Annotated in this window: 19 protein-coding genes; 12 read left to right on the forward strand and 7 right to left on the reverse strand. The window is 70.5% G+C overall.

Annotation, left to right across the window (positions count from 1 at the left end; all coding sequences use genetic code 11):
- Positions 1 to 9: 9 nt before the first annotated feature.
- Positions 10 to 1,098, reverse strand: a complete 1,089-nt coding sequence (gene opgC / locus OWM54_RS35365; protein ID WP_267700282.1) for an OpgC domain-containing protein — start codon at positions 1,096 to 1,098, stop codon at positions 10 to 12.
- Positions 1,099 to 1,111: 13 nt separating this feature from the next.
- Positions 1,112 to 3,097: a CotH kinase family protein gene (locus OWM54_RS35370; RefSeq protein ID WP_267700283.1), complete on the reverse strand. Its 1,986-nt coding sequence runs from the start codon at positions 3,095 to 3,097 to the stop codon at positions 1,112 to 1,114.
- A 182-nt stretch (positions 3,098 to 3,279) separates the two neighbouring features.
- Between OWM54_RS35370 and OWM54_RS35375 the strand changes: the two genes are divergently transcribed.
- On the forward strand, positions 3,280 to 3,585 hold the full coding sequence (locus OWM54_RS35375) for a hypothetical protein (protein WP_223745748.1): 306 nt from the start codon (positions 3,280 to 3,282) through the stop codon (positions 3,583 to 3,585).
- A gap of 49 nt (positions 3,586 to 3,634) precedes the next feature.
- Here OWM54_RS35375 and OWM54_RS35380 read toward each other — a convergent pair whose 3' ends face one another.
- A complete protein-coding gene (locus tag OWM54_RS35380; RefSeq protein ID WP_267700284.1) occupies positions 3,635 to 5,614 on the reverse strand; it encodes a S8 family serine peptidase in 1,980 nt (659 codons plus the stop codon).
- 236 nt (positions 5,615 to 5,850) lie between these two features.
- On the opposite strand from OWM54_RS35380, the gene OWM54_RS35385 reads away from it, so the two are divergent.
- Positions 5,851 to 7,170: a ferritin-like domain-containing protein gene (locus OWM54_RS35385; RefSeq protein ID WP_267700285.1), complete on the forward strand. Its 1,320-nt coding sequence runs from the start codon at positions 5,851 to 5,853 to the stop codon at positions 7,168 to 7,170.
- A 339-nt stretch (positions 7,171 to 7,509) separates the two neighbouring features.
- On the opposite strand, the gene OWM54_RS35390 is transcribed toward OWM54_RS35385, so the two are convergent.
- The 4 genes from OWM54_RS35390 to OWM54_RS35405 all read right to left on the reverse strand — a co-directional run bounded on the left by OWM54_RS35390 (position 7,510) and on the right by OWM54_RS35405 (position 14,636).
- On the reverse strand, positions 7,510 to 8,778 hold the full coding sequence (locus OWM54_RS35390; protein WP_267700286.1) for an RNA polymerase sigma factor: 1,269 nt from the start codon (positions 8,776 to 8,778) through the stop codon (positions 7,510 to 7,512).
- 25 nt (positions 8,779 to 8,803) lie between these two features.
- Positions 8,804 to 9,166: a YciI family protein gene (locus OWM54_RS35395; protein WP_141323632.1), complete on the reverse strand. Its 363-nt coding sequence runs from the start codon at positions 9,164 to 9,166 to the stop codon at positions 8,804 to 8,806.
- 118 nt (positions 9,167 to 9,284) lie between these two features.
- Complete coding sequence (thiD, locus tag OWM54_RS35400; protein WP_223745752.1) at positions 9,285 to 10,106, reverse strand: bifunctional hydroxymethylpyrimidine kinase/phosphomethylpyrimidine kinase; 822 nt, start codon at positions 10,104 to 10,106, stop codon at positions 9,285 to 9,287.
- 87 nt (positions 10,107 to 10,193) lie between these two features.
- Positions 10,194 to 14,636, reverse strand: coding sequence for a hypothetical protein (locus OWM54_RS35405; protein WP_223784129.1), 4,443 nt, complete (start codon positions 14,634 to 14,636; stop codon positions 10,194 to 10,196).
- Between the two features lie 82 nt (positions 14,637 to 14,718).
- Between OWM54_RS35405 and OWM54_RS35410 the strand changes: the two genes are divergently transcribed.
- From OWM54_RS35410 to OWM54_RS35455, 10 genes are all read left to right on the forward strand, one after another.
- Positions 14,719 to 16,047, forward strand: coding sequence for a glycoside hydrolase family 2 TIM barrel-domain containing protein (locus OWM54_RS35410; RefSeq protein ID WP_223745754.1), 1,329 nt, complete (start codon positions 14,719 to 14,721; stop codon positions 16,045 to 16,047).
- Between the two features lie 121 nt (positions 16,048 to 16,168).
- The gene (locus OWM54_RS35415; RefSeq protein ID WP_223745755.1) at positions 16,169 to 17,380 is read left to right on the forward strand and encodes a hypothetical protein; all 1,212 of its coding nucleotides are present in this window, start codon (positions 16,169 to 16,171) and stop codon (positions 17,378 to 17,380) included.
- 7 nt (positions 17,381 to 17,387) lie between these two features.
- Positions 17,388 to 18,368 (forward strand): HEAT repeat domain-containing protein, encoded by a 981-nt coding sequence (locus OWM54_RS35420; RefSeq protein ID WP_267700287.1) that lies wholly within the window; start codon positions 17,388 to 17,390, stop codon positions 18,366 to 18,368.
- A 47-nt stretch (positions 18,369 to 18,415) separates the two neighbouring features.
- Complete coding sequence (locus tag OWM54_RS35425; RefSeq protein WP_141323642.1) at positions 18,416 to 18,934, forward strand: hypothetical protein; 519 nt, start codon at positions 18,416 to 18,418, stop codon at positions 18,932 to 18,934.
- A gap of 115 nt (positions 18,935 to 19,049) precedes the next feature.
- Entirely contained in the window at positions 19,050 to 20,432 is a 1,383-nt protein-coding gene (locus tag OWM54_RS35430) for an ATP-binding protein (protein ID WP_223745757.1), read from the forward strand.
- Positions 20,419 to 20,970, forward strand: coding sequence for a response regulator transcription factor (locus OWM54_RS35435; protein ID WP_046714908.1), 552 nt, complete (start codon positions 20,419 to 20,421; stop codon positions 20,968 to 20,970). Before OWM54_RS35430 ends, OWM54_RS35435 begins: the two co-directional genes overlap by 14 nt.
- Before the next feature lie 68 nt (positions 20,971 to 21,038).
- Positions 21,039 to 22,085 (forward strand): hypothetical protein, encoded by a 1,047-nt coding sequence (locus tag OWM54_RS35440; RefSeq protein ID WP_223785693.1) that lies wholly within the window; start codon positions 21,039 to 21,041, stop codon positions 22,083 to 22,085.
- Positions 22,086 to 22,087: 2 nt separating this feature from the next.
- Positions 22,088 to 22,561, forward strand: coding sequence for a hypothetical protein (locus tag OWM54_RS35445; RefSeq protein ID WP_223745759.1), 474 nt, complete (start codon positions 22,088 to 22,090; stop codon positions 22,559 to 22,561).
- A gap of 310 nt (positions 22,562 to 22,871) precedes the next feature.
- Positions 22,872 to 23,525, forward strand: coding sequence for a hypothetical protein (locus OWM54_RS35450; protein WP_046714905.1), 654 nt, complete (start codon positions 22,872 to 22,874; stop codon positions 23,523 to 23,525).
- On the forward strand, positions 23,522 to 23,986 hold the full coding sequence (locus OWM54_RS35455) for a (2Fe-2S)-binding protein (RefSeq protein ID WP_223785692.1): 465 nt from the start codon (positions 23,522 to 23,524) through the stop codon (positions 23,984 to 23,986). The genes OWM54_RS35450 and OWM54_RS35455 overlap by 4 nt, the downstream gene beginning before the upstream one ends.
- The last annotated feature ends 5 nt before the right edge of the window (positions 23,987 to 23,991 follow it).

Below are 23,991 nucleotides of genomic sequence, written 5' to 3' on the forward strand. Positions count from 1 at the left end.
GCGCCCGGCTCAGCCCGTGAGGGGCGCCGCGCGCCTTTGGTGATGCAGCGCCACCACCACCATCCCGGCGAACGTCACCACCAGCACGGCGACCTCCTCCAGGCTGTCCAGCGGCGCCTCGCTCTCGTTGATGAGCGCGAGGCTCAACAGACACAACACCAGATGGGCGCTGAAGACGGGCAGGGACGCGCTGCCCAACAGCTCCAGCACCCTCGGCCGCAGCCAGCGATACACGAGCGGCGCACCCCGGTCCGCGAGCAGCGCCAGCGCCAGGAAGTTCACCAGCCGCAGCGGCGCCAGCGTCCACTTGTCGAGCAGCACGGGCCAGCTCGTGAACAGCTGGAACCCTGGCACCTCGTACCGCGCGAGCAGGAACACGACGACCACTCCCCACGCCAACACCCACTGGAGGCGCGGCGGCGCGGGGCTCCCGGCGGCCCGCGCCCTGAGGCTCCCCCGCCACACGCCGAGCACCCAGAGGAACTGCCAGGCGAACAAGTCGAACGCCCCGGAGTGGTCCACCTTCATCGGCAGCCAGGACACGGACCCCAACGTGCCGTACAGCTCCCGCTTGAGCCCCAGCTGCGCCCACAGCCACACCAGCGCGCTGAGGCACACCACCTTCCCCCAGCCCGCATGGCGCGCCGCGGTCAGCACGAAGGGCGACAGGAACAGCAGCACGACGTAGAGCGGGAGGATGTCCAGCAGCGGCGGGCAGTACAGCAACACCAGGCTGCTCAGCAGCGCCGTGAGCGGCTCCTGGTGGAAGAAGTCGAGCAGGTTGAGCACCGCGGGGCGGCGCGTGAGCCAGCCCACCGCGCCGATGAAGGTGAAGGCGAAGCAGAGCAGCCCGACGTGGTGCGCGTAGACCTTGAGGGCTCTGCGCCGCAGCCCGCGCCACAGCTTCCCCGGCGCGTCCCACGCCTTCACATGCGTGCCCCCCACCAGGAACGCCGACAGGAACACGAACCCCTCGGCCGCAGAGACGAAGCCGAACGGCTGGCTGGTGTACGCGTTGAGCCGCGTGGGCAGGTGCGTCAGCGTCATCAGGACGAGCAGCAACCCCCGCAGGGCATCCAGGTCGGGTCGACGCGGCATGAGGAAGACGGGCTCAGGGCGCGCCCAGCTCCTCCCGCAGATGACGCTGGAGCGCCTCGGGCCGACGACGCGCGCACTCGCGCATCCACTCCACCTCCGCTTGCCACGACTCCACCGAGGCCGGGTAACCCCACCGCGCGACGTGCTCGGCCATCTCGGGCGCGAGCCGCGCCGCGGCCTCGTCGAGCAGGGCCAGCACCCGCTCCGGCGCGAAGGTGTTCTCCAGGTGCCACTGGAAGCGCGAGACGAACAGACCCTTGAAGTCCGGCGACTTCATCAAGCTCCGGAACAGCACGACGAAGGACTCGCCGAGCCGCTCGTCGCGCAGCAGCCGGCCGAGTGAGTTGGCCTCGGGACCTCCGATGAAGGCCGCGTCCAAGTCGTGGAGCAGCCAGCGCCACCGCCCATCCCCGGGCCCCGTGTCGCCGGAGGTCTCCCCACCGCGCAGGCGCCAGAACTTCACGTTGTTGTCCGGCCAGTCCTCGTTGCCGAAGTAGACCTCCGCGATGTGGTAGTCGATGAAGTCCTCCACATCGATGCGCGCCGCGACGTACGCGGAGTGCTCGGGGACGGAGAGGTCGTGCTCGCGCACGTAGGCGAGCAACTCCTGGTAGGGCAGCACGTCCGCGTCCTCGCCCGTGTCGAGGATGCCGTCGGCCTCCAGGATGACGATGTCCTTGCGCTTCAGCCCGTGGTGCGTGGCCAGGTAGTACTCGTCATACCGCTCGCGCAGCTCGTGCAGTCCCCAGTACTCGCCATCCAGGAACACCAGCGTGGGCTGACAGGCCTGCAGCGCCAGGGACGTCTCGCGCAGCAAGCCCTGGAGCGCGCAGTCGCGCAGCTTGGAGCCCACCTGGTCCTGCCCCGACGTGCGCACGATGAGCCGCTTGAACTCGCGCAGCGGATGGTCCGGGAACACGTCCGCCTGGAACAGCTCCGGGCCGTACTCCTCCTTCGCGTACAGCCGGAGGCTCTTCTGCGGCATCGCCGCGCTGCCCGAGCCGTGGATGCGCACGCCCGCGTTCTGCGCGAACACCGTCGCGCCCACGGCGTCGAACCACTCGACGTGGACCGGGCGCTCCCAGTCCTTGCCGTCCTGCATGTAGTTGCCCGTGCCCCAGCCCTCCATGGGCCCCGGCGTCTCGGCGTAGACGCGGCCCGGCACGTAGATGCCCTGCTCGTCACCGAAGAAGTTCGCCGCGTCCGTCGCCAACGACAACACCGGCAACGTGTACGCGCGCGGCTGTCCGATGAGGTACGTGCGCGCCTGTCCCGCGTCCACCGGCGTCTCGCCCGCGAACCGCCGCACGCGCACCACCGTCGCGAGCGTGGAGGGCGCGGTGGGCGGCTTCCAGCGCCAGGGCTCCGGTGACTCGGCGGGATTCGTCGGGATGAGGCTGAGCGGCGCGGGCTGCCCGCGTCGGTTGAGCAGCACCAACGGCGCCGTGTAGACGGGAGACGTCGGGCCCGGCGTGGAGCCATCCAGCGTGTAGCGCGTCGTCGTGTCCGGGGACGTGGGGAGCGTCAGGAGCGCCTCGGCCGCGTACAGGCTGTCCTGCGTGCCGAAGCCCAGCCGCTGGAACTCCAGGCGCGTGCGCACCTCCGTCCCGCTGTCGTGATAGGCGACGACCTCCAGCGACTCGCTCTCGTGGCCCGGCTGCCACGGGATGCTCCACCGTCCGTCCTCGAGCACCGCCAGCCCGAGCAGGATGGAGCCCTCGTAGACCTCCACGCGCACGACGCCCGCGTCCATCTGGAAGCCGCCACGCAGCACGTGCTGCTCGTTGTCCATGGCGTCGATGGTGACGACCGGTGACGCCGTCTCCTCCTCCACCCCGGGCCCGGAGCCCTTGTCGGACGGCGTGCTCTCGCAGGCGGTGAGCGCGATGAACAGCGCGGCGAGTGCCCCGGAGCGCCTCGGCTTCGGGAAGACGAACGGGACTCGCTCGGAGGCCACGACGGGGCCCCCCGCGACTTCGGGACGAGACGGGTGATTCATGGATGAGACACGAAGGGGTGGACCCTGGGGGACGTGGGACCCGGGGTTGCCAGCAATCCTCGTGCCTCAAACTATCTCCCTGAATTCAGGGAAGCAGTGTCGGGAGGGCGTGGCAGTGTGCCACGCTGGGGGTTGCGGAATGCCATGGCTGTTGCGCACCCGAGCGAGGGAGCCCACCTGCGATGACCGGACCCCGACTTCGGCACTGCGCGACGTGTGGGCGCGCCCTGAACCCACGCGAGGTGTACTACCGCTTCAAGCTGGTCCTCGAGGGCGAGCAGGACGTGCTGGAGTCCGCCGAGGCGTCGGAGGACGGTGAGCAGGACGCGCTCGCGGCGCTGGTGCGGCGACTGGAAGAGGGGCCCGAGGATGCTCGCGAGCTCGAGGACCAGGTGCACTGGGAGCGGGCGGGCGTGGTGTGTGGCGGATGTCGCGCGGTGGCGGTGCGGATGCTCGACGAGAGCACGGACTCGACGCGCCCCCATTGAGAGACGGCGGCGCGCCGCCGGGTGACGGCGCGCCGGGTCGTGGCCTGCTTCAGCGACGCGAGGGCGCCACGGGGAAGACGAGGTCGTCGTGGTCCGTCCACTCGCTCGCGACGCAGCTTGCCCCGGTGGGATTGTCACCGATGACGCCGCGAATCGCCTGGAGCCCACCCTCCGGCAGCGTGAAGGTGACGGACAGCGCATTCTCTCCCGTCACCTCGACCGGGAGCGTGGCCACGTGGGTCCACTGGGGATGGCGTGCGTCGGGTGCGTGGAAGAGGTTCACGCGCTCGAAGAAGGGGAGGAAGCCGATGACGTTCGCGGTGAGCGTCACGGGCCTGCCGGCGGTGAGCGGGCCCCCATCCTGGCTGGCGACGCGCAGGCCTTCCAGCGATGGCGTGACACCGTAGGTGCCGCCGTTGCCATCGGCGCAGCTTCCGTCGAGCGTGTTGGGGGCATGGAGCTCCGGCCCCACGCTCCCCATTCCGCGAACCAGCATGCCCGTGTCGCATGCTGACGCGAGGGTGGTGCAGCGGGGCGCCAGGAGCGTCGCATCGAAGTCCGCGACGTCCGGGTTGCGCACCGTCACCTTCACCGGCGTGGCGCGCCAGGCTCCGAGCGCGGTGTCGTAGGCGCGGACCTCCAGCGTGGTGGGGCCGTTCAGCTCCTCGCGCGTGTCCCAGTCCAGCTCGAAGGGGAGGGTGGTGTCGCTGGCGCGCAGGAGGCCGTTGACCCAGAGGTCCACGCGGCGCACCGCCACGTCATCCCAGGCGAGCACGCGCACGCGCGAGGTGCCTCGCACGGTGCTCCAGGGGAACGGCGTCATCACCTGCGCCCAGGGACGGTGATGGTCTCCCGTCACGTGTCGGAAGCCCGCCTGGAGCAGCAGGTTGGGGGAGCCTGGGCCGGCCTCATTCACACGCCCCGCCACGGCGGCGCCCGCGAGCGCGTCCATCACCTGCGTCGCCGTGGCGCGGGGATGGGTCTCCAGGTAGAGCGCGGCGGCGCCGGCGACGTGGGGTGTGGCCATGGAGGTGCCGGAGCGGACCTCGGTCGCCGTGTCGTCCGGGAGGTCGGCGGAGAGGATGTCCTCGCCCGGCGCGAACAGGTCGATGCAGCGGCCGTAGTTCGAGAACGACGCCCGCGTGTCCGTCAGCCGGGTGGCGCCCACCGTGAGGGCTTCCGCCGCGCGGCCCGGAGAGTAGTCGCACGCATCGACGCTGCGGTTGCCCGCGGCCACGACGACGGTGACTCCGGCGGCCACGGCGTTGCGGACCGCCTGGTCCAGGGCCTCGGAGACCTCCAGGCTGAGACTCAGGTTGGCGACCGCGGGGGCCTGGTGATGGGCGGTGACCCAGTCGATGCCGGCGATGATGCCCGACACCGTGCCCTCGCCTTCGCAGTCGATGATGCGCACGGAGTGCAGCGTCGCGGCGCGCGCCACGCCCCAGGTGGAGCCTCCGAGGGTTGCCGCCACGTGCGTGCCGTGACCGTGGCAGTCCTCCGCACCACCCTCAGGGTCCAGCACGTCGAAGCCCTCGCCCAGGCGTCCCTGGAACTCGGCGTGCGTGGAGCGGATGCCGGTGTCGAGGACATACGCGTGGACGCCCGCGCCGCTCAGCGCGGGACGGTAGTGGCCGTCGAGCGGCAGGTCCTCCTGGTCCACGCGGTCCAGTCCCCACGCCGCCGTCTGCGACGTGGCGAGCGGGCGCACCCGGGCGTCCTGTTCGATGAAGGCCACGCGCTCATCGGCGCGCAGCGATTCGAGGCGCGTCGGGTCGAGCTCCGTGGTGAAGCCCTGGAGCGCGTGCTCATAGGCGCGCAGCACCGTCGCGCCGTGCGCCTTGGCGAGGTTCGCGACGTACTCGCGAGGCTTCTGTTGCCCGTGGGCCTTCGTGTGGGCCTGGGGGCGGAGCACGACGATGTATCGGTTCGGGATGGGCTGCTGGCGCGAGGCCTCGCGTGAGGTGGGCTCGGTGCAACCGGTGAGGGTGAGGAGACAGAGCAGCGGGATGAAGCGGAGTTTCCACATGGGGTGTGTGGCCTGCGATGTGCCGCCTCTTTCGAGGACAGCGTCTGGGTGAGCCCGCTTGGACGCCGGGGGCTCGGAGGTTGATCAATTCGAGACACCGCGCCCCTCAGGTTTCTGAGTGCGCTCGCGGAAAACACCGGAGACGCTTCGGATTGTCACCGCGGCTTCTCGAATGAGACGCTGCTGGCACCGCCATTGCTGTCGGCAGTGAGGTCGTACCCAGAGAGGAGTGTTGCTTGAACTCGAATCAACTGCGCCGGCTCTTCGCCCGTGCGCTGAGTGCATCCCTGGCGTCGCCCCTGGTTCTCACCGGTTGTGGCGACGGGGGGATTTCCCTGGAGGGCTTCTCGGCTCCTCCCTGTGACAACGGTCGCGTGTCGCTCCAGGGGCTGGCCCCCGCGACCCCGACGGACTTCATCGAGCTGCGAATCGTGACGGACCTGGAGAGCTCGCCGCGGCAGCAGCGTCTGGCGTCCGTCGGGACGGCGTGCGAGACCGCCACGCAGCCTGCGGTGTGCAACGCGGAGCTGGACGCGCTGGCCTCCGAGGACGGGTTCCGCTCCCGCTGCGACGTGGGCTGCTATGCGTACTACCTGGTGACGACGCGAGGAGATTCGGTCGAGGCGCACACGTCCCGCAACGCGCTCGCGGCCCTGCTGGGCAGCATCGACACCCCGACGGAGGCGCTGCTCCAGGTCTTCGCGGAGGACTACAACGTGAGCTGCACCGAGCTGAAGCACGGCGCGGTGAAGACGAACGCCGATGGGACCTTCAGCGTCATCGCCACCAAGGGGTTCGCGTGTGGCGAGGGGACGGAGCTGACGCAGTACCTGCTGGTGGTCAAGCCCTCCGGCGAGGTGGTCGAGAAGCGCACGCACGTCCTGGAGCGCGGCGACAAGGGGTGCTCGGTGGGGCGCAGGCCCGCGGGGCTTCGCTCGGATGGAACGGTGGACTGCGTGGATGAGCTGGGACAGCACTTCGCGCTCATCACCCACCTGGAGGAGGCCTCCATCACCGCCTTCCTACGGCTGCGCGAGGAGCTGGCGCTGCATGGCGCGGCCGTCGAGCTGCAACAGGCGGCGCTGCGCAGCGCGCTGGATGAGGTGGCGCATACGCAGGTGTGCGGCAGCCTGGCGCGGCGACATGGGGTGACGCCGGAGCGCGCGGTGGTGGCGCCGCTGGCTCCCCGGCCGCTGTTCGAGGTGGCGCTGGACAACGCGGTGGAGGGCTGCGTGCGCGAGACGTATGGCGCGCTGCTGGCGCATCACCAGGCGCTGCACGCGGAGGACGCGGAGGTGCGCGAGGCGATGGTGCGCATCGCTGAGGACGAGACGCGGCATGCGGACCTGTCGTGGGCCGTGGACCGCTGGGCGGAGGAGAAGCTCTCGCCCGAGGAGCGCGAGACGGTGCGCGCGGCACGTCAGCGGGCCGTGGAGGCGCTGCGCGCCGAGGTCTCCGCGCCGACCGATGAGGCGGTCTTGCGTGCGCTGGGATTGCCTCCGCCGGAGGTCGCTCTCGCGATGGTGGAGGTGCTCTCCCGCGAGCTGTGGAACTGAGGCGCGGGGCCGTGCATGCCGGGACGCCTGGGTTGACGTAGGCGTTTCGGTGCTTCGACGGGAGGCTCGGCTCGGGGCCGGCGTGCCCTCCGGCAGAATCCAAGGATTGGCGTGCCGCAGAGCCACGTCTCACGGTGACCGTGGTCCCTACCCCAAGGTCCGCTGTCCCCCCGATGGTCGATGCGGCGCCGCCTGCGAAGTCATCATCGGCGCGGTGTCGCGCTCAGGGTGGGGCCGTCCACTTGCCGCGACTCCTCGGCGCGGTGTCGCGTCCTCTCGGCGGCCGACTGCCGGCGCGGGGCGTGGGTGCATTCCTCGTCGAGTGACTCCGTGACGCGCTCAGGTCGGCGGCACTTCCGCGAGCACCTCCCGCAGTCGCTCCTCGAGGAAGCGGCGCTCTGGCTCCGTGCGCACCAGGGCGAGCGCGCGACGGTAGGCCGCCACGGCTTCGTCCCTGCGCCCCAGCCTGCGCAGCAGCTCCGCGCGGGCCGCGGGCAGCAGGTGGTGCTCGGTGAGTCGTCCGGACGACTCCAGGTCGTCGACCAACACCAGCCCCTGTGCCGGGCCCTTCGCCATCGCCACCGCCGCCGCGCGGTTGAGTTCCACCACCGGACCCGGTGTCAGCTTCGCCAGCCGCTCATAGAGCGCGGCGATCTGCTCCCAATCCGTGTCCTCCGGCCGCTTCGCCTGTGCATGCAGCGCCGCGATGGCCGCCTGCACCGTGTACGGACCGAAGGCTCGCAGGGACAACGCGGTGTCGAGCAGGGACAGCCCCTCCGCGATGTTCGCCGCGTCCCATCGCCCGCGGTCCTGCCGGTCCAACAGGACCAGTCCACCATCCTCGGCCACCCGCACGTGGCGCCGGGAATGGTGGAGCAGCATCATCGCCAGCAGCGAGGTGGCCTCGGGATGGCGGGGCAACAGGTCGCACGTCAGCCGGGCCAGCCGCAGCGCCTCCTCGCACAGGTCCACGCGCACCAGCTCCGTGCCCTGCGTCGCGGAGTGCCCCTCCGAGAAGAGCAGGTAGATGGCATGCAGCACGCCCCGGGTGCGCTCCCCCAACGCGTCCGGCTCCGGGATGACATACGGAATGCGCGCATCGCGAATCTTGCGCTGCGCGCGCACCAGCCGCTGCGCCATCGTCGCCGGCGGCACGAGGAACGCTCTCGCCACCTCCTCGGTCGTCAGCCCACACAGCGTGCGCAGCGCCAACGCCACCTGGACGTCCACGGCGAGGGCAGGGTGGCAGCACGTGAAGAGCAGTCGCAGCGAGTCGTCCGGATGCGCCTCCCAGTCCTCACCACTCGGCGTGGCGGCCAGCTCCTGCTCCAGCCTCGCCACCACCTCCAACGCATCCACCCGGGCGCCGAGGCGCACGCCCCGGCGCACCCGGTCCACCGCCTTGTTGCGCGCGGCCCGCAGGAGCCACGCGCGAGGCTCCCGCGGAATCCCCTCGCGCGGCCACTGCTGGAGCGCCGCCTCGAAGGACTCCTGCACGACCTCCTCCGCCGAGGCGAAGTCTCCCCCCATCGCGCCGATGAGCATGGCCACGATGCGGCCATGCTCGACGCGATAGGTGTGCTCGACGATGGACCGCACGTCCTCCATGGACGACCCGCTCCGACTCCGGGCCTCAGCCCATGACGTCGGAGTAGTCCATCACCGGGCGTATCTCCACGCAGCCCGACCTCGCGGCGGGGATGCGTGAGGCCAGGGCAATCGCCTCGTCCAGATCCTTCGCCTCCACCAGGAAGAAGCCGCCCAGCTGCTCGCGCGTCTCCGCGAACGGCCCGTCCGTCGTCAGCCGCTTGCCGTCCCGCACGCGCACCGTGGTGGCCGTGGACGTCGGCTGAAGCGCCTCGCCCGCGATGTTGTTCCCGCTCTTCTCGATGGACTCACTGAAGGCCGCGTACTCCTCCAGCACCTTCTGGGCCTCCTCCTGCGGCAGCGCGTCCCAGGCCTTCTCGTTCTCGAACAGCATCAGCAGGTACTTCATGGGTCCATCCTCACGATGACGAAGGGGAGTGAAGCCTCCCGCCTTGGGTCGAACAGGCCGGCGGGAAATCGACCGCCCATTTCCCACGGGATTTTCCGCCCCATTTCCACCCGGCCCCTCAGGAGGGCTCGAGCGGGGAGAAGTGGCTGAAGGGACCATGCCCCTGACCCAGGGGGAGCGGGTGCTCCAGGGCCGAGGTGACGAAGGTCTTGGCGCGACGGGTGGCCTCGAAGGGCGCCTGCCCCAGCGCCATCCACGCGGCGATGGCCGCGGACAGGGTGCACCCCGTGCCGTGCGTGTTGTGCGTCTTCACCGAGCGAAGGAACAACGTCTCCATCCGCTCCCCGTCGAACCAGACGTCCAGGCCGCGCAGCTCGCCCGACATGCCGCCGCCCTTGACCAGCACCGCCCGCGGGCCGAGCTGGTGGATGCGCCGGGCCGCCTCCTTCATGTCCTCGAGCGTCTGCAGGTCCATCCCGGAGAGCAGCTGCGCCTCGTGCCGGTTGGGCGTGACGACGTCCGCGAGCGGGAGCAGGTGCTCCTTGAGCGCACCGACGGCCGAGTCGTCGATGAGGCGCGCGCCGGCTCGGGACACCATGACGGGGTCCACCACGAGCGGGCCGGGCTTGAGCGCCTTCAGCCGCCACGCGACGACGGAGATGATCTCCGCGTTGACGAGCATGCCCGTCTTCACCGCGCCCACGCCCAGGTCGTCGATGACGGCGTCCACCTGCGCGGCCACGGAGGCGGCGGGGAGCACGTCGACCCTGGTGACGCCCCGGGTGTTCTGCGCGGTGACGGCCGTGAGCGCGGTGGTGCCGTGCACCCGGTGATACGAGAAGGTGTTCAGGTCCGCCTGGATGCCTGCGCCACCGCCACTGTCGGAGCCGGCGATGGTGAGCGCCGTCGGCACTCGCTTGGGAGTCTCCATGGGGCGCATGCTGCGCCGGCCCGCTCCAGGGAGCCACCCCTTTTGGCGGGCGCGGGCCCGCGGAGGTCCACGAGCCCGCACCCGGAGTCAAGACGATTAGATGGTGATGCCGGCCGTCATGAAGACGACCTCGGCGGCGCGCACATCGCCCAGGCCCGTGAAGCTGGCCGTGTCGATGAGCAGCGTCCACTCGCCCAACAGGCTCCGGTCATAGAAGGAGTTGTTGGCCGGCGTGGAGCCGCCCGGCGCCACGCTGCACGCGTCCGTGAAGGCCGCGCCCTGGAACGGGGTGGAGCACGCCGGGTCGGCGACGTCGCACGCGGGCGGGCCGGAGACGCAGGCGGTGAAGGGCACGTAGTGGAGCACCTGCCGCGTCCCGCCGGAGGTGTACTCGTCCCGGTCCACCAGCTCGAACTCGGCGAAGTAGTTGCCGAGCTTGAACCCGTCCATGGTGTCGCGCACCAGCACCGCCGGCACCGACACGGAGGCGCCCGTGGCCGTGACGACGTTGACGCGCACGTTGCGCACGCGGTGGCCCTTGCGCAGCGACAGCACGGTGGAGGCACTCACGTCCGTGGGCGTCACCTGGAAGCGCGCCGCCCGGTACGTCGTCCCGGCGGTGACCAGATCTCCCAGCGCCTTCATGCGCTCCGACTCGTTGACGGTGAGCGGGTGGAAGTCGGTGGCGGCCAGGCGGCGATAGTACGGCGTCAGGCTCATCACCGTGTGCGTGGGCAGGCTGTCCAGGTGCTGCACCAGCCGCGTCTTCATGTCCGGGTAGTTGGCCAGGTTGAAGTCGTAGTTCTCGCGGAACGTCGCAGGGATGGCGCTGTCGCCGGTGGACGCGTCGAAGGGCAGGTACTGGTACTCGGCCACGCGGATGAGCTCCCAGTAGCGGATGGAGAGCTGGTCCAGCGTGCGCAGCGCGCGGGCGTACACCTGCTGGCCGATGAGCAGCTGGTCGAACTTGCGCAGCTCCGTGCCGTTGCCGAAGGCCAGGATGTCGTTGAGCGCGTCACGCGCGGCCACCGAGTTGCGCTGGCGCAGCGTCACCATGTCCCGCTCCATCAGCGCCAGCCGGTACTCCGCCTGGGCCTTGGTGACCTGGGCCTGGAGGTCCATCAGGTCCAGCGTCATCTCCACCTGCGACTGGGAGAGGATCTCCTTCTTCACCTCGTCGGAGATGATGCTGCGCGCGGGCTTCTTCTGGTTGCCGGAGACGATGTCCCACAGCTCGGTGCCGCCGCTCTTGAGCTTGTCCTTGAAGGGCTTGCTCGCGGCGGCGTTGGCGGCGCTCGTCTTGATGGCGTCCCACAGCAGGGTCTGGATGGAGCCGCTCTCGCTGCTGGGCGCGCCCGCGCCGGCCACGGGCGTGCCGCTGGACTCCGACTGGAAGCTCTTCTTCACCTCGCTCCACAGGGACTCGGCCGCCTTGCCCGCCAGGTCCGCCAGGAACTCGCCGCCGTAGGCCGCGGCCACCGTGCCGACCAGGTCCAGCAGGAACTCACCGAAGCCCTTGCTGGTGTTGTAGTGGTCCGTGATTCGCTGGTCCGTGGCCTGGATGTTCTCGGTCATCAGCTGAATCGCCGCCTTGCGGTTGTTCATGGACTGCTGGAGCGCGGCCATGGAGGCGTTCGCCACGGTGATGCGCTGGTCGGCCACCACCTTCTCCGCCTCCAGCACGCCGACGTCCGCGTTGAGCGCGGCCTGGTTCTGGGACATCCACGCGGACAGCTGCGTGCCGTTGGCCAGCGTGAGCCACTGGTTCACGGAGCTGTCGAGCACGTCGTAGAGCGAGTCGAACTCCGCGCGCAGCTGCTCGTAGCGCAGGTGGGGGTTGAAGGGCGTGTCCTTGGCCAGGCCGTAGAAGTTGCGCTGGCTCTGCAGGAAGCTCAGGCGCGTGACGTCGTGGGCCATCAGCGGGCACAGCGAGCCGTAGAGGTACAGGTCCGCGAAGGGACGGCCCGCCGCGGGCGTCTCGTCACACACCAGGCCCGCCTGGGCGAGGATGCCGCCCATCTCCATGATGTTCTGCAGGTAGTGGAAGCCCGCGCGCTGCAGCTCGCCCCGCTTGAAGAGGGCGTTGGCGTGGGACTGCGACACACGCCAGGACTGGGGCGCGAGCAGGGCGCGCAGCATGTCCACGTCGCGGCGCATCGAGCGCAGCACCTTCTGCGTGCCGGCGGTGCCCGCGGCGCCCGCCACGCCGTCGTTGGCCTTGGTGCCGACGTAGCAGGTGCGCGTCTCGTCGCGAGGCACGCAGAGGTAGTCGTCGTAGTGCTCGCAGCTGCCCGGAGGCGCCTCCTGCACCACCACCTGCACCGTCCGGGACAGCCGCTTGCCGGCGATGCCCTTCTTGCCGGACAGCGGCGCCGTGGTGACGAGCTCCGCGCGGGTGTCGACGTAGCGGCCGTTGTAGGAGTCCCCCAGGCTCACGTCGTGCCACGTCTGGATTTGATTCCGGCACGCCAGGTCCCCGAAGAAGGGGCTGTTGCGGCAGGTGGAGTCGGAGCAGTCCTTGTAGCCGTCGTTGTCGTTGTCCAGGCCGTCCGTGCACTGGGCGAAGGTGTTCTCCTGCGCGCCGCACACGTTGCCGGCCAGCGGGCTGTTGCTGCACTGGAAGTCGGAGCAGTCCGAGTAGTAGTCGCCGTCGTTGTCCACGCCGTCCGAGCAGGTGGCGGCGGTGGCCTCCTGCAGGAACGGGTAGGTGTCCGGCTCGCACACCTTCACGTAGGGGTTGCCGGCGCAGCCGGGGTCCTGGCAGTCCACCTTGCCGTCACCGTCGTTGTCGATGCCGTCCGAGCAGTTGAGCACCGTGCGCTCGCTGCCGCAGGCGTTCAGCACGCGGGGGTTGTAGCGGCACTCCTTGTCCGCGCAGTCCACGTCACCGTCGACGTCGTTGTCCGTGCCGTCCGAGCAGGCCGCGTCGTTGGTCTCCTCCAGGCCCGTGGTGAGCAGGAGCACCGGGCCCAGGCCGCAGTACGCGTTGCCGTGGCAGCCCGGGTCCGCGCAGTCACCCAGCCCGTCGCCGTCGTTGTCGATGAGGTCCGTGCACTCCTCGTCGCCGCCCTCGCCCGCGGTGCCGCAGGTGGTCGCGAAGTTCTTGCAGCCGAAGTCGGCGCAGTCGACGAAGCCGTCGCCGTCGTTGTCGTGGCCGTCCTGGCACGCCTCCTCGGAGAACTCGCTGTTGGCCGCGCGGCTCTGCTGACAGAAGCCGCGCTGGCTGCACTCCGGGTCCAGACAGTCCGTCTTGCCGTCGTTGTCGTTGTCCTTGCCGTCGCTGCAGGACTCGGCGGAGGCCTCGCGCTGGATGGGGCCCCAGGACGCGTCCGCGCACACGGTGACGTGCGGGTTCTTGGAGCAGGCGTAGTCCTCGCAGTCGGTGTAGCCGTTGAGGTCGTTGTCCTTGCCGTCGCTGCACTGGGTGTTGTCCGCCTCCGTGCGCGAATCACACAGCGCGATGGCGGGGTTCCAGCGGCACTTCAGGCTGTGGCAGGGGCCGTCCTCGTCCTGGAAGCACTGCTCGGGTGTGATGGGGGAGGCCTTGTGGGGCTCGTTGACGACGCCGGGACCGATGAGCGAGGTGTAGCGGATGACGACGTCGCCGGAGTGGCCGCCCTTGCCGCCGTTGCTGCCGTGGCCGGCTTGCGCGGTGGGGGTGCCGCTGCAGCTCACCTTCGGGTCCGGGCCGTAGTTGCCGGTGATGGTGGTGGTGGGCGGGGAGCCCGTGGCGTCGACGCCCGTCCAGCCATCCTCGCCCTTCTGGCCGGAGGTGGTGACGCGCACGCCGTTGAGGACGTTGGTGTAGAGCACGAAGCTGCCGCCGTTGAGGCCGTCGCGGCCCGGGGGCACGACGCGGTCCATCGGGTCCGCGTCCTGCTGCGGCGTGCGCGCGCCCGGCGTGGTGCGCACGGAGAAGCCGCGCGAGGTGAAGCCGCCGGAGGCGACGACGAGGGTGGCGCCGCCCGTCTGCACCGGGGCGGCCAGCTCCACGAGGGGCGCGACGATGACGATGACCTTGTGGTCCAGGGTGCCCGTGTCCTGCTGCGTGGGCTCGAACAGGTTGGCGCACGCGTGGGTGGAGGAGCAGGCGTTGGAGGCCAGCGTCTGCCAGGTGACGACGGGGCTCTGGGCGGAGATGACGCCATCGGCCTGGGGCAGCAGGGCCTGGTGGCCCTTGAGGAAGACGGGGTAGTCGCGCGCGTAGGACGTCAGCAGGCGCACCTTGTCGGTGGGCTGGTGGCGCGTCTGGAGCACGCCGCGCAGGTCGGCGAAGCGCGGGTCGGGCAGCACCGCGAGCAGCTCGCTCACCGTGGTGTCCATGGAGGCGGGCGCCGCGGGCAGCCCACGCAGCTCCGAGAAGTCCATGGGCGAGGAGAACGCCAGCGGCTGCGCCGTCGTCGCGGTCTCCAACTGCTCGTCTCCGGCCGGACGGGCGGTCTCCGGCAGGCCGTTGTCGCCACAGGCGCCCAGCACCAGCGCGGCCGCCAGACCCCAGACTCTCCGCCGGTCCCGGCGGATGTTTCGCAAGAAGTTCATTGTGATTGGTCCTTTGCTGGGGTGCTGAACGGACCCGGGTGGATTTCTTCCCGCGATTTGTCTGGCGTTATCCTCCGCGCCCATGGCCCCTACGCTTCGCTGTCCTGGCGTCGTCCTGGTGTGGCTGTTCGCGGTGGTGCTGTCCGTAGGTCCGGTGGCGGAGGCCCGGACCACCCTGGTGAAGGGGGAGGGCGGCTGGAGCTTGCAGGTGGATGGCCGCCCCCATGTCGCCAAGGGGGTGACGTTCAGCGGCAGCGCGGGCTCGGCCGCGTACGAGCAGGACTGCGCGCGGCTCGCGGCGCTCGGCGTCAATACTTTGAGGACCTGGGGAGTGGGGCCGCAGACGCAGCCGCTGCTGGACGCGGCGCACAAGCACGGGCTCAAGGTGCTCGTCGGGCTGTGGATGCGGCATGGCCAGCCCGGCGCGGAGGACGACGACTCGTTCGACTATCTCACCGACACGGCGGGCATGAAGAAGCAGCGCGAGGACACGCTGGAGAGCGTGCGGCGCTACAAGGACCACCCGGCGGTGCTCGCGTGGGGCGTGGGCAACGAGGTCATCCTCAACAGCCCCAACGACGCGGCGAAGGAGGCCTACGCCCGCTTCCTGGAGGGCGTGGTCCGGGACATCAAGAAGGTGGACGACGCGCACCCCGTCATCTCGGTGGATGCGTGGGTGCTCGCGGTGAAGTGGTGGGAGAAGCTCGTCCCGTCGCTGGATGCCTACGGCCTCAATGTCTATGGACGGGGGCTCCAGGCGCTGCCGGAGGCGCTGCGCGAGGAGGGCGCCACCAAACCCTGGCTCATCACCGAGTTCGGCGCGCAGGGTGAGTGGGACGCGCCCAAGGATGAGCGGGGCGTCCCGCGCGAGCCCGATGACCGGGAGAAGTACGCCGTCATCGTCGACGCGTGGAACACGCTGCTCGCGCCCCACGTGCGCACCGGTGACTGCCTGGGGCTCTTCGTCTTCAACTTCAGCTCCACGTTCGACCACACCAGCCTGTGGCTCGGCATGCTGTCGGGCAAGTCGACGCGGCCCGCGTGGCACGCCGTGCGCGAGGCGTACACGGGGCAGAAGCCGCAGCCGCCCCTGCCGGAGGTGGGCGCGCTCGTCGTCCAGGGCGTGAAGAAGGAGACCTCGGGCACCTGGGCGGACGTGGCCTTCGAGGTGAAGGACCCGCAGGGCCGGCCGCTGGACATCTCCTTCGCGTACAACTTTCGGGGCGCGGCCACCCGCTTCGAGCGCGGTGAGGTCATCCGCCTGCGCGCCACGCCGGGCGCCACACCGAACTCTTGGCGCGTGAAGCTCCCCTCGGTGAAAGGCCCCATCAAGCTGTACGGGCTGGCGAAGGACGCCTCTGGCAACCTGATGACGGCCACCACCTCCGTGCTCACTTCCTCTGCGCCATGAGCCGTTCCGCCGTGTCGTGGAAAGGCAGAGCGAATTGTATCTTCGAAGGAATACTGTAATTATCTGATTTCTGAGATTTTAAGGTCTGGGTGGTTGGAGCACGTAGTAGGGTCGGCGCGGCATGCGTCCCGAATCGTCTTCGCGCTCCACCTCCTCGGGCCGGCTGTCGCGCCATCGCGTGGTCGCCGTGCTCGTGGGTGGGCTGTTGCTGGTGTTGGTCGTGGGGGTGGTGACCTTCTGGCGCGGAAGTCTTGCGCCCTCGACTCCGGTGCCGGCTGTTGGCGTCACGCCCGACGGAGGGGCCCCGCATCGGGGCGCTCGCGCGGGTGGGCGGGCCTTGGCCGCGGCCCAAGAGGAGGAGGCCGTCGAGGCTGCGCCCCGGTACGACGCCACCACCTGCTGGCGGGAGCTGGAGCGCTTCAACGACGGCGTGAGCGTGGAGACGTTCCGCGAGTGGGCGGCGCCGCTGCTCGCGTCGAGAGACCCGCTGGTCCGGATGTACCTCAAGGAGCGGCTGACGGAGCTCATCGGCGGAGACGCGAGCAAGGCGCGCGAGGTGTTGGAGTGGACGCGCGAGGCGGGGCCGAAGGAGTTCAAGGTCTTCGCGATGGCGCTGAAGGACTCGGACGCGGTGCACCTGCCGGAGGTGTCCCGGCGCATCCTGGAGCTGGGGCTGGACGTGGAGCTGTCGCCCGAGCGGCGCGCGGGGGTGTTGTCCGCGTTGGACACGCAGAAGCAGCTCTCCCCCGACGCGCTGTCGAAGCTCTCGGACTTCGCCAAGGACCCGGCCTCGGGTGAGGCGGGGTGGGCGGCGGCGCGGACCATCGCCCGGGTGATGAAGAACGACTACGGGCGCACGGCGAACGCGGGGCCCTATCTCGAATCACTGTTGAGCATCGGCACGCAGTCGCTCGACGAGCACGTGCGCTACATGGCGCTCTCCACGCCGATGGAGACGGCGCCGGTGCTGGATGCGCGCGCCACGGACGGCTACGCGAAGGTGCTCACCACCGAGGGCAGCCCCGACGCGCGCGGCGCCGCGGCGCACAACCTGGCCCTGTCCGAGGACCGGACGAAGGTGCTGGACACCTTCACGCGCGCCTTCGAGCCGGAGCAGGACGTGTGCGTGAGATGGGCGTTGTTCCGCTTCTCCGCGCGCGCCGCGGGACAGGAGGCGCTGCCCGTCATGGCGAAGATGGCGCTCATCGACCCGCGCTTCCAGCCGCTGTACCAGGACTTCGAGCGCATCTACGCCAGCGGCGTCGTGGACTTCGAGCGCGTGTGGAACGCGCTGGCGGACCAGGACCCCCTCGGCTGTCTCCACCACGACTGAGCCCTCCATGACGCGCACCTCGTCTTTTCTCCGGGCCCTTCGCCTGCTGGCCCTGTCGTCGCTCCTGCTGTCCGTCCCTTCCTGGTCCGCGCCGCCTCCCGAGCTCCAGCCGGAGACGTGCTCGGTGGAGGGGCTGATGGACTCCATCCGTCGAGGGCTCCAGTCGAAGTCGCCCGCGTACCGGCGCTACCTGCGCGAGCTGTTGAAGGAGTCCGCCGTCACGCTGCCCGAGGCGCAGCTGCGCGCGGCCTTCGAGCGCGAGACGGAGCCCGTCATGGTGGAGCACCTGGCGGCGGCCCTGGCGGCGAAGACGGACCGGGGCGAGAGCCCGGGCACGCTCCAGCTCGTGGCGAAGCGCGCGCTCGGGGACGCGGACCCGGCGGTGCGAGCGGCCGCCACGCGCGCGCTGCGGCGCACGAGCGCGGAGGAGCACACCGGGGACATGTACTCGCGGCTGGTGCGGGACACCTCGCCCCAGGTCCGCGAGGAGGCCGCGACGAACCTCATCGAGGACAACCAGTTCGTCTACGCGGGCATGCACGGGCCGTCGTCGGACCTGGCGGTGGCGGCGGCCGCGGCGTCCCATGACGCGAAGGTGACGGCGAGAATCCTGGGCAACATCTCCACCGCGGCCATCGGCGCGGGTTCCGCCGGGGCGCTGCACACGCTGCTGGGCAGCGATGACGCGCAGGTGCGCGCGTCGGCGGCGACGGCGCTGGGTGGGGTGCCCGCGTCGGAGATGGCGCGCGCGCGTCAGACGCTCGGCGCGCTGTATCGCGCCGAACAGGACGTGGGTGTGCGGACGGCCATCCTCCAGAGCCTCGCGCGGCTGGGGTTCCAGGGCGCGGTGCCGGAGCTTCGGGCGCTGCGGAGTGTCGACCCTCGGCTGGTCGCCGAGGTCGACGCCTGGATTGGCGCGTTGAGTACCGGTCTTCAGGAGTGGAGCCTGCTCCTGAGGGAGAAGCAGCGGTTGCGTCAGGCTCGCTGAGCAGCAGTCCTTCTGGGGGCCGCACAGTCGGCCCGAAAGGAACAACGATGCGTAGCTCCAAGTCGCGCCTGATGGCGCTGGCGGCCCTGGTCTCCCTTCCCACGGCCGCGCTCGCGTACACCGCCGTGGCGCCGTATCCGAGCACCGTGACGGCCACCACGTACTACTCGAGCGGCACGTACCACGGCGCCGTGGACGTGGCGAACTCGCGCTGCAACTACTGGGGGGCCCAGACGGGCGTGTCCGCCACCGTCTACTGGAACGTGACGGTGCGCACCTCGGGCGTGGTGTGCAACGGCAACGGCAGCGGCAACCAGAACGAGGCGAAGCTCAACCTCGGCAGCGGTTGGTCCTTCCGTCAGTGGCATTGGATCAAGACCAGTGACTCGTATGACCGCACGTGCAACCGCTGCCAGGTCGGAAACCTGGGCGGCACGGGCAACGCCACCGGTCCCCACTCCCACTTCCAGAAGGACCAGTACGGCACCAAGAACACGTCCTGGTACTCCTCGTACACGTCGAAGGGCGAGGCCTTGGACCGTGGTGAGCTGATGGGCTACATCTAACCGAAGCCCCGCACCGGCCAGGGAAGCGGGGCGTCGTGTTCCTCCTCCCTGGCCCGGTGCCCCTGCGTCAACTTGACGCGCTCGCGGACCGGGGGCTTACGGGTTACAAGGAGGCGTGTTCCGCCCGCCCTCCGACTCGCAGGCGGCCCCGCGTGGCTCGCCGGCGTCGAGACAACCTCCGCCTCGCTCCGCGTTCCACCGCTCCGCGCAGGACATGGTGGACCTGCTGTCGTCCAGCGCGATTGCCCTGCGGTGGCTCGCGCGCCTGCGCTGGCACGCGGTGGCGGGCACGGGGCTCACCATCATCGTGGCCGTGCGGGTGCTGATGCTCGACCTGCCGGTGGTGCCGCTGCTCGCGCTGGTGGCGACGACGGGTGTGTCCAACCTGCTCTTGACGCTGTGGCTGCGCCGGGGGCCGGTGGTGAAGACGCACCACCTGGGTGGCGTGCTCGCGTTCGACACGATGCTGCTGACGGCGATGCTCGCGCTCTCCGGGGGGCCGGACAACCCGTTCGCCATGCTGTACCTGGTGCACGTGTCGCTGGCGGCGCTCGTGCTGGGGCGGCGCTGGATCGTCTGCCTGTCCATGCTGTCCGTGCTGGGCCCCATGCTGCTGATGCTGTGGCACGTGCCACTGGCGGAGGTGGCGCATGTCGCCAGCCCCATGCCGACGCACTCGCGCCATGTGCTGGGGCTGTGGGTCGCCTTCTCGCTGACGGTGATGCTCATCGCGCTGATGGTGGCGCGGGTGTCGGCGGCGCTCCGGGACCGACAGGAGGCGCTGGTGCGCGCCCAGTTGCTCGCGGCGCGGGCGGAGAAGCTGGCCTCGCTGAGCACCCTGGCGGCGGGCGCCGCGCACGAGCTGGGCTCCCCGTTGGGCACCATCGCCATCGCGGCCAACGAGCTGGAGGCGCTCATCCAGGAGGAGCCGAACGAGGCGCTCGAGGACGCCAGGCTCATCCGCGACCAGGTGGAGCGCTGCCGGGACATCCTGGAGCGCATGAGCGCGCGCGCGGGGCAGACCTACGGCGAGGTGCCCGAGCGCACCACGACGGGCGCGGTGCTCGGGCTGCTGCGCGAGCAGCTGTCGGCCGGGGAGCTCTCGCGGCTGCGCTTCACGCAGGGGCCCGACGTGTCGCTGTTCTTCCCCACGCGCGGGCTGGTGCAGGTGCTGGCCAACCTGGTGCGCAACGCGCTGCACGCGAGCGAGGCGTCGCAGGCGCCCGTCACGTTGAGCGTGCACGGCGACGCGGAGGGCACCGCCTTCGTGGTGGAGGACCAGGGCACGGGCATCCCCCGCGAGGTGCTGGAGCGCGTGGGCGAGCCGTTCTTCACCACCAAGCCGGCGGGGCAGGGCATGGGGCTGGGGCTGTTCCTGGGTCAGACGTTCGCGGAGCTGTGCGGCGGACGACTGGAGCTGGATACGGAAGAGGGCCGGGGCACGCGCGCCACGCTCGTGCTGCCGTGCAGGAGGGAGGCTGTCCATGCAGCGGCCTGAGACCTCCGCGGTGGTGCTCGTCATCGACGACGACGAGCCCTATCGCGAGCGATTGGTGCGCGCCTTCGGGCGCAAGGGCTTCACCGCGCACGGCGTGGGCAGCGCGAAGGAGGCGCTCGAGCTGGCGCCGTCGGTGCGCCCCGGCTACGCCGTCATCGACCTGAAGCTGCCGGATGGCTCGGGGCTCGACCTGGTGCGCGAGCTCAAGGCGCTGGATGCGCGCACGACGATGGTGGTCCTCACCGGCTACGGGAGCATCGCCACGGCGGTGGAGGCCGTACGCCGTGGGGCCACGCACTACCTCTCCAAGCCCGTGGACGTGGATGACATCCTGCTGGCCTTCGCGGGCGCCACGCTGCCCGCCGGAGAGGCCGCTGCCCTGGAGCACCAGGTGCCCTCGCTGGCGCGCGCGGAGTGGGAGCACATCCAGCGGGTGCTCGCGGACTGTGGCGGCAATATCTCCCAGGCCGCCCGTCTGCTGCGCATCCAGCGCCGCAGCCTCCAGCGCAAGCTGTCCAAGCACCCCGTGCGGCAGTGAGACGGGGTGACGCGGGGTGCGTCACCAAGACGCACGATGCGGCCCGCGCCCTTCGTTAGTGTGGCGGCGTGCGAATCGTCTGGCTCGTCGTCCTCGTCCTCCTCGCTCCGGGCTGTGAGCGTCGCTCCTCGCGCGGGGGCGCCGGCTGGAAGGCCGTGGACGGCGGCATCGTCTGCGAGGGCGGAGGGCTGCAGCACCTGGCCTGCACGGGCCTGTACGGCGAGGGGGGCAAGGGCTGGGAGAAGCGCGCGGTGGGCGCCGGGATTCGCGCCTTCGAGCCCGGCCTGCAGCTCTGGAGCGACGGGCTGGAGAAGTCCCGCTTCATCCTGCTGCCGCCCGGGACGCGCATCGACACCTCGCGCCCGGACGAGTGGCGCTTTCCTCCCGGCACGAAGCTCTGGAAGGAGTTCCGCTGGAAGGGAAGGCCCATCGAGACGCGGCTCTTGTGGAAGAAGTCCGAGGGCAAGTGGCTGCGGACGACGTACCGCTGGAGCGACGACGGCCAGCAGGCCACCGAGCTCACCGACGGCGAGAAGAACGTGCCGGGGACCCCGGGCCATGAAATCCCGAGCCAGGTGGACTGCCTGACGTGCCACGGAGGGCGCGAGGACGAGGTGCTCGGCTTCGAGGCCGTGGCGCTCGGGCACGAGGCGGCGCGGGGACTGACGCTGGCGAAGCTGGTGGAGGAGGGCCTGCTCACCCATCCCCCCGAGCCTCCGCCGCGAATCCCGGGGAGCGAGGTGGACCGCGCGGCGCTGGGCTACCTGCACATGAACTGCGGCGTATCCTGTCACAACACCAACCCGCTGGCGTTGGGCGGAGGCGGCGGGCTGCTGTTGCGCCTGGAGGCCGCGGAGCTGGGCTCGGTGCACCTGACGGATGCGTGGAAGACGGCGGTGGGCGTGCGCTCCATCTTCCGCACCACGGGCCTGTTCGGAGACGCCGTGCCTCGCATCGCGCCGGGGGACGTGAAGCGCAGCACCTTGTTCCACCGCATGAGCGCTCGCGGACTTCCCGTCCAGATGCCTCCCCTCGGCACCCACGTGGTGGATGAGCAGGGGCGCGGAGTGGTCCAGCGCTGGATTGAGTCCATGCCCGCCACGGCGGAGAGGTGAGCGTGAGCGCGTACCCGGTGGTGCTCTTCCTTCATTCGTGGGTGCGCTGGGCGGTGGTGCTGCTGGGCGTGCTCGCGCTGGGAAGGGCGCTTCGGGGCTGGAGCGGGGGGCGTGAGTGGACGCGCGGGGACCGGCGGCTCCAGGTGTTCTGCGTGTCCGCCTTCGACACGCAGATGCTGTTGGGGATGGTGCTCTATTCGGGCCTGAGCCCGTTCACGCCCTTCTCGCTGCAAGGCGGTCTGCGCGAGAGCCTGGCCCACCCGACGCTGCGCTTCTTCGGCATCGAACACCCGACGCTGATGCTGCTGGCGTTGGTCGTCGCTCACGTGGGGTCCGCGTTGAGCCAGCGCGCGGACGTGTCGGTGACGCGGCACCGCGCCTGGGCCCTGGGGCTGCTCGTCGCGATGGGGCTGGTCGCGTGCGCCATCCCGTGGGCCGGGTTGTCCCAGGGTCGTCCCCTGTTTCGAGGTTTCTGAGGTCCTCGCCCATGTATGACTTCCTCTGGATGATGTTCGTGGTGGCTCCCTCGGTGCCCCGGGCGCCGAGCCTCAAGCGAGCGCCGAGGGCCGCGCTGTCGGAGCGGACCCGGAAGGGGCCTGGCGAGGCGCCTCCCACGCCCCCGGCGAGGCGCGCGCGACGCCCGGTGGGCAAGACGCGTCGTCCTCGAGACCCCGCCGCAAGGTGAAGTGGGAAAGGGGCGTGTGACTCCCACCTCCACGTTCAGTGGCGGGAGTCCGTGGAACATTCAGCTTGAGCAGGGGGGCGACATGCCAGAACCTTGTCGCGATGAAGCTCGCCCTTCCGGTCATGGCCTCCGTGTTCTTCCTCGCGGGCGCCGGAGGATGTCGGCGTCAGCCTGATACCGAGGCTGCGCAGTGGGAACCGCTTCCGCGGGTGGACGCCCGCGAGCTGCGCTCCCTGGACATGTTCCAGCGCATCGAGGACCCGAAGCAGCGCTCCCGGGCGCTGTTCCTCGAAGCCAGTCGCGTGCTGCTGCATCCGCGCTGCGCGAACTGCCATCCGGATGGGGACAGCCCCTTCCAGGAGATGGGCTTCAAGCCGCATGACCCGCCCGTGACGCGAGGCCCCGAGGGCTTCGGCGTCGTGGGCATGGAGTGCGCGGGCTGTCACCAGGACCGCAACCAGGCGCTGACGCGCGTGCCGGGGGCGCCGAACTGGCACCTGGCGCCGTTGTCCATGGCCTGGGTGGGCAAGAGCCCCCGGCAGGTGTGCGAGCAGCTCAAGGACCCCGCGAGGAACGGAGGCAAGACGTTGGCGCAAATCGTCGAGCACAACGCGCATGACGAGCTGGTGGCGTGGGGTTGGACGCCGGGCTCCGGGCGGGAGCCCGCGCCGGGCACCCAGGAACAGTTCGGCGCGCTGGTGGGCGCGTGGGTGGAGACGGGCGCGGAGTGCCCCAGCGAGGAGGCGCGGCCATGAGCATTCGCGTGAAGGTCAACGGCGTGGACCAGGTGCTGGACGTGGACCCGGAGATGCCGCTGTTGTGGGCGCTGCGCGACGTGCTCGGGCTGACCGGGACGAAGTACGGCTGCGGTGAGGCGCTGTGCGGCGCGTGCAGCGTGCACCTGGACGGGCAGGTGGTGCGCGCGTGCGTGACGCCCATCCGCCGCGCGGACGGGCACAGCGTCACCACCATCGAGGGCCTGTCGCCGGACGGCAGCCATCCGCTCCAGCGCGCGTGGGTGGAGCTGGGCGTGCCGCAGTGCGGGTTCTGCCAGTCGGGACAGCTGATGTGCGCGGCGGCGCTGCTGGTGAAGAAGCCGCGGCCGACGGACCAGGACATCGACCAGTCGCTCGCGGGCAACCTCTGCCGCTGTGGGACGTACACGCGCATCCGCGCGGCCGTGAAGAAGGCCGCGGGCACGCCCGACGCGAAGTGACGAGG

It is taken from the genome of Myxococcus sp. MISCRS1, from assembly GCF_026626605.1.
GTDB classification, from domain to species: domain Bacteria; phylum Myxococcota; class Myxococcia; order Myxococcales; family Myxococcaceae; genus Myxococcus; species Myxococcus fulvus.

What these genes read in the sequence shown, in the direction of transcription:
- OWM54_RS35390 (WP_267700286.1), bottom strand. Translation starts at nt 8,778, where the DNA reads ATGGAGGACGTGCGGTCCATCGTCGAGCACACCTATCGCGTCGAGCAT.
- OWM54_RS35380 (WP_267700284.1), bottom strand. Translation starts at nt 5,614, where the DNA reads ATGTGGAAACTCCGCTTCATCCCGCTGCTCTGTCTCCTCACCCTCACC.
- OWM54_RS35420 (WP_267700287.1), top strand. Translation starts at nt 17,388, where the DNA reads ATGACGCGCACCTCGTCTTTTCTCCGGGCCCTTCGCCTGCTGGCCCTG.
- opgC (WP_267700282.1), bottom strand. Translation starts at nt 1,098, where the DNA reads ATGCCGCGTCGACCCGACCTGGATGCCCTGCGGGGGTTGCTGCTCGTC.
- OWM54_RS35405 (WP_223784129.1), bottom strand. Translation starts at nt 14,636, where the DNA reads ATGAACTTCTTGCGAAACATCCGCCGGGACCGGCGGAGAGTCTGGGGT.
- OWM54_RS35375 (WP_223745748.1), top strand. Translation starts at nt 3,280, where the DNA reads ATGACCGGACCCCGACTTCGGCACTGCGCGACGTGTGGGCGCGCCCTG.
- OWM54_RS35435 (WP_046714908.1), top strand. Translation starts at nt 20,419, where the DNA reads ATGCAGCGGCCTGAGACCTCCGCGGTGGTGCTCGTCATCGACGACGAC.
- thiD (WP_223745752.1), bottom strand. Translation starts at nt 10,106, where the DNA reads ATGCGCCCCATGGAGACTCCCAAGCGAGTGCCGACGGCGCTCACCATC.
- OWM54_RS35395 (WP_141323632.1), bottom strand. Translation starts at nt 9,166, where the DNA reads ATGAAGTACCTGCTGATGCTGTTCGAGAACGAGAAGGCCTGGGACGCG.
- OWM54_RS35425 (WP_141323642.1), top strand. Translation starts at nt 18,416, where the DNA reads ATGCGTAGCTCCAAGTCGCGCCTGATGGCGCTGGCGGCCCTGGTCTCC.
- OWM54_RS35450 (WP_046714905.1), top strand. Translation starts at nt 22,872, where the DNA reads ATGAAGCTCGCCCTTCCGGTCATGGCCTCCGTGTTCTTCCTCGCGGGC.
- OWM54_RS35370 (WP_267700283.1), bottom strand. Translation starts at nt 3,097, where the DNA reads ATGAATCACCCGTCTCGTCCCGAAGTCGCGGGGGGCCCCGTCGTGGCC.
- OWM54_RS35455 (WP_223785692.1), top strand. Translation starts at nt 23,522, where the DNA reads ATGAGCATTCGCGTGAAGGTCAACGGCGTGGACCAGGTGCTGGACGTG.
- OWM54_RS35410 (WP_223745754.1), top strand. Translation starts at nt 14,719, where the DNA reads ATGGCCCCTACGCTTCGCTGTCCTGGCGTCGTCCTGGTGTGGCTGTTC.
- OWM54_RS35415 (WP_223745755.1), top strand. Translation starts at nt 16,169, where the DNA reads ATGCGTCCCGAATCGTCTTCGCGCTCCACCTCCTCGGGCCGGCTGTCG.